4 protein-coding genes are annotated in these 4,097 nt (G+C 36.0%); all 4 read right to left on the bottom strand.

Annotation, left to right across the window (positions count from 1 at the left end; translation table 11 throughout):
- Nucleotides 1-224: 224 nt before the first annotated feature.
- The 4 genes from fliS to ACFXN8_RS26300 all read right to left on the bottom strand — a co-directional run bounded on the left by fliS (nucleotide 225) and on the right by ACFXN8_RS26300 (nucleotide 3,857).
- Nucleotides 225-635 carry a flagellar export chaperone FliS gene (gene fliS, locus ACFXN8_RS26315; protein ID WP_386848310.1) on the bottom strand — a complete coding sequence of 137 codons (411 nt, stop codon included), beginning with the start codon at nucleotides 633-635 and terminating at the stop codon, nucleotides 225-227.
- Nucleotides 636-711: 76 nt separating this feature from the next.
- Complete coding sequence (locus ACFXN8_RS26310; RefSeq protein ID WP_386848309.1) at nucleotides 712-1,071, bottom strand: flagellar protein FliT; 360 nt, start codon at nucleotides 1,069-1,071, stop codon at nucleotides 712-714.
- A 34-nt stretch (nucleotides 1,072-1,105) separates the two neighbouring features.
- Nucleotides 1,106-3,448 (bottom strand): flagellar filament capping protein FliD, encoded by a 2,343-nt coding sequence (gene fliD / locus ACFXN8_RS26305; protein WP_386848308.1) that lies wholly within the window; start codon nucleotides 3,446-3,448, stop codon nucleotides 1,106-1,108.
- Nucleotides 3,449-3,470: 22 nt separating this feature from the next.
- The gene (locus ACFXN8_RS26300; RefSeq protein ID WP_386848307.1) at nucleotides 3,471-3,857 is read right to left on the bottom strand and encodes a flagellar protein FlaG; all 387 of its coding nucleotides are present in this window, start codon (nucleotides 3,855-3,857) and stop codon (nucleotides 3,471-3,473) included.
- Between the last annotated feature and the right edge of the window lie 240 nt (nucleotides 3,858-4,097).

Below are 4,097 nucleotides of genomic sequence, written 5' to 3'. Positions count from 1 at the left end.
CAAGTATGCCTCGGCATACTTGCGTCCGGAATCGGCTTTGTGCTTGCACAAAGAACTCCTTTCCGATTCCGTGACATCCGCCGGAGGCTTTAACTACTTTCAGCGGGTGTTTGGAGACCCGCTGAAAATAGTTAAATGGTTCCCTTTTGTAATGATAAAAATGTCGTGTCTCGCTTTTCTCGCAAAGAAAAGAGACCATCATAAATCGATGGCCTCTATGTTGTCTAAATTTGCCCAGTGTTTCCCTGACCGAATTGCTGTTGTCGATTGATGCGAATAACTTCCTTCCATGTATCACGGAATTCCGTCACCAATCCCTCAACTTCTTCAATAATAGCGACATCACTTTGAATGTTTGCCTCGACTAAACGACGATTGATATATTCATAAAGGGCAAACATATTTTTTGACACTTCGATGTCCATATTCAAAGTCGCCATCAGCTCACTAATAATTGCTTGTGCTTTTATAAGATTTGTGTTTTTTTCTTGGATATTCTTTTCTTGAATGGCTAGTTTAGCCTTGTGCAAGAACTTCAAGCATCCATTATAAAGCATTAGCGTAAGCTCGCCAGGGGAAGCAGTGGTAACACTATTTTGTTTATACGCATTTTGTGCTGTTAGATTTGCTGCCAATAAAGGACAACTCCTTTGAAAGGTTACTTATTTACTAGTTTAAACCATTTTATGAAGAAAAGCGAATAGGTAAATGTTAATTCTTTTTGTCATAATACATCCCATCCATCACACGAACATTCGAGTAGGGATCGAAGTATTGTCCTTCACTTTTTTTCGTTTTTTGAAGGTTTGCCATATCCTGCTTTACGGCGCTCATCACAGCAGACAATCGTTCTTTTATCCCATTATCTAATTTAAGTAACGTACGATGAATACGATTCTGTTCGTCAAATCTAAATCCATCTCGAACCAATTCTTCAATAATTTTCCCGCGCTTGTCTAACATGCTGTTGATATTATCAATATATTCATCACGCTCTTCGCCATTTGGAATGTTCCCCAAAAGCTTAAATAAATTTGCTGATATCTGTAATAGTTGATCTATTAATTTCATAATATTCTCCTACTTTGCCTCTTATTTAGAAGCCTCAACCTGCACCTTGCATGAACATACCTGATTGCTGGTTTGCTTTATTGATTGCTTGCTCCATGGCTGTAAATTGCTTCCAATATCGTGCTTCAATATTTTTCAGCTTGTCTTGCCATGTAGAAATACGCTTTTCTGTATCCAATAAGTTCTTACCGATTGTATATTGATTATCTGTCATTGTTGCACGACCAGCTTTTTTCTCAATCGAGACTTCAAAATCTTTCATTGAGTCACGAAGTTTTCTTAAATAACCACGTGTATCAACTGTTTTGCCATCAATAACAGCATCTTTTTTACCATCTGGATTATTAAATAAACGTTCTACTGCATCAGGATCTTCCTCTAAAGCTTTACGTAATTTCTCCTCATCAATTGCTAATGTTCCACCTTCATTGTAATTTTTAGAAGTTGTAATACCGATGCTGAATAACGTATTAAATTTCGAATCTTCAAGATCTGGATTCGCTTCATAGACTAATGAACGCATGTTTGAAAGACCTTCGCGAATAAGCGCATCACTACGAAGTAAACCACTTTTCGCTTTTTCTTCCCAAAGTTTAATTTCATTTTCGGACATATTTTCTTTTTGCTCTGTAGTTAGTGGTGTATAGTCACGATATTTTGTTTGTGTTGTTTGGTCTTTGAAATCTTTAATCAAACCATTGTACGTATTCACAAAGTCTTTAATTTTATTCATCATTTCATCTACGTTTGTAGTAGACGTTAATGTAACGGGACTTTCTGGAGCTCCTGGCAGATTCGTAACTTTTCCCGGATCACCTTTGTCATCTGTGTAATCCTCTCCAAACTGTTGCTTATATGCATCTTTAAAATCTGCTTCTGCTTTCGTTTGTCGATCTATTAATGCCGTATGCTCTTTTTCAGCAGTGTTTTTAGCTGCAAGTTTTGTATTATGATCTACCTGCGCTACTGCTAAATCAGCCATTTTATCAAGGTCACCATATGAAAGCTGACGTAATGTATCCTTTTGCGTATCACTTAATTTTGATAATTTTTCAGCTAATGCTTTTTGCTCTTCCGTTCCGTTTTCTTTCCAATCAGCAATTTGATTATCAAAGCCTTCCTTAGATGTAGGTAAATCTTTTACTAAAGTTTTTTCCTCATCTGTCAGTCCACTTAAGAATGTTGTGCCTAACGTATTATACATTGACTGTGCTGATAAACTTTGTATTTTTTCATAGTCAAGAGAGCCAATAGCTTTAAATTGATTGAAATTAATATTTGCATCTTTTAGCTTCGCTTTTAACTCTGCATCTGACGAATCATCATTTAACCACATTTCAAATTCTTCTTTATTTTCAAAAGCTTTATTAGCAATCGTTTCTACTTCTTCTTCTGTTAAACTACGTGCAAACTGAGGGTTACCGATTTTATTAAATGCCGTTTTATCAGCATTTGACAGCTCTACTGTACCCAAAAATGCATTTTTCGCAGCTTCATAATCTGCTTTTGCAGTCTCATATTCATCTGTTGCAGTATTTTTCGCTAAAAGTGCATCTGCAATCTTTTGAACATATTCTACTGAAGTTGTATTTTTCCACTCTTCATAAGCAGAATTATAGCGTTCAGCAGTTGCTTGTTCACCGTTAAATGTTGCTTTTAATGTAATGTTATAGCCATTAAGTGAGAACGTATTAGACGAGCGCTCTGTCGCGATACCATTTACTTGGAAAATAGCGTTTTTCCCTTCACGAATTGAAGCTCCGTCATCTTTCGTTAGCTTCATCCCTGCCGTATCACCAGTAATCTCAAGATTGCCCTTGCCCGTACTTTTCGAAGTAAATGAAAAGCGACCACTTTCGAATACTGCTGATACACCAGCACCGCTTTCATTCACCTTTTTAACAAAGTCATTTACTGTCATATCATCAGTAATTTCAATTTTTGTTGCTTCTTTAGCCATCGTCCCATCAGCTTGAACTGCTCGAAATTCAATTGTACCTGATGCTAATTCCTTCATTTTCGTTGAACCATTAGCACTTACTTGTCCGCTCGTAATACGACCTGCTTCAGCTAATTGTGCTACACCTTCAATGGAAACTGTACCTGCTGCTTTACCAGTTGCAACAACCGATACTAAGTTCGAGTTTGAGCTTGATGCAGTTTTTGAACTGATTGATTTTAACACTAAATTATCCGCAATATACGTATCGAATGTTTTTAATTTTTTATTAACATCACGATATGCATCACGTTGCCATTCGTAGCGTTGCTTGCTTTGCAAAAGCTTATTTAATGGCGCTCTTTCTGCATTCATTAGTTTTTTGACTAATTCATCAATATCCATTCCTGACGCTAAGCCACCAATTCTATTTACCATTTTATTTTCCTCCTAAACATTCTTATATCTTTTCGTCTACAATCATACCCAGTAACTTTTGCATCTCGTAAAATGCATCTAAAAGTTTTTTTGGGGGTATTTCTTTAACAATTTCTTCTGTTTCACCGTTCACCACAGTTACGTAATAGCGTTCTAAACCTTCATGATAGACAAATTTTGAAGAACTATGATTTATTTTCAAAAATTCATTTACAACATCGATTGCTTGTTGTAGTTTTTCTTTTGAGATTTCCTGCTCTTCTCCAACAGTAGTCGCTTTTTCTACTACTGATTGAGAGTTGGTTTCCGCTGAAATATTAGGTGTCATATTTCCCTGCACATTAATTGCTTTTGTATTAGATGGTGCAGTATTCGTTTCAATTGGCTGCTCCCGCGATGCAATACGCATTTAACTCAACCTCCTAAACTTTTCATTCTCTAACATTATTATCGGAAGCACTTTGTATTGTTTCACTTTTTTGGCTAAACAAATATATGTGGTCTTTTATGTAATTCAAAAAAGCATAATTAAAAAACCTCAGATTTAAACAATAATGTAATATGGTACCTGTAGTTAGGACACTTGAAAAAGAGTGTGCTAACTGCGGGTATTTTTTATATACTAGACTTTCAAGATTAAAGGACGAAC

Origin of the sequence: Lysinibacillus sp. NPDC059133 (assembly GCF_042755925.1) — a bacterium.
Lineage (GTDB): Bacteria > Bacillota > Bacilli > Bacillales_A > Planococcaceae > Lysinibacillus.
This window is presented reverse-complemented; position numbering and strand designations above follow the sequence as displayed.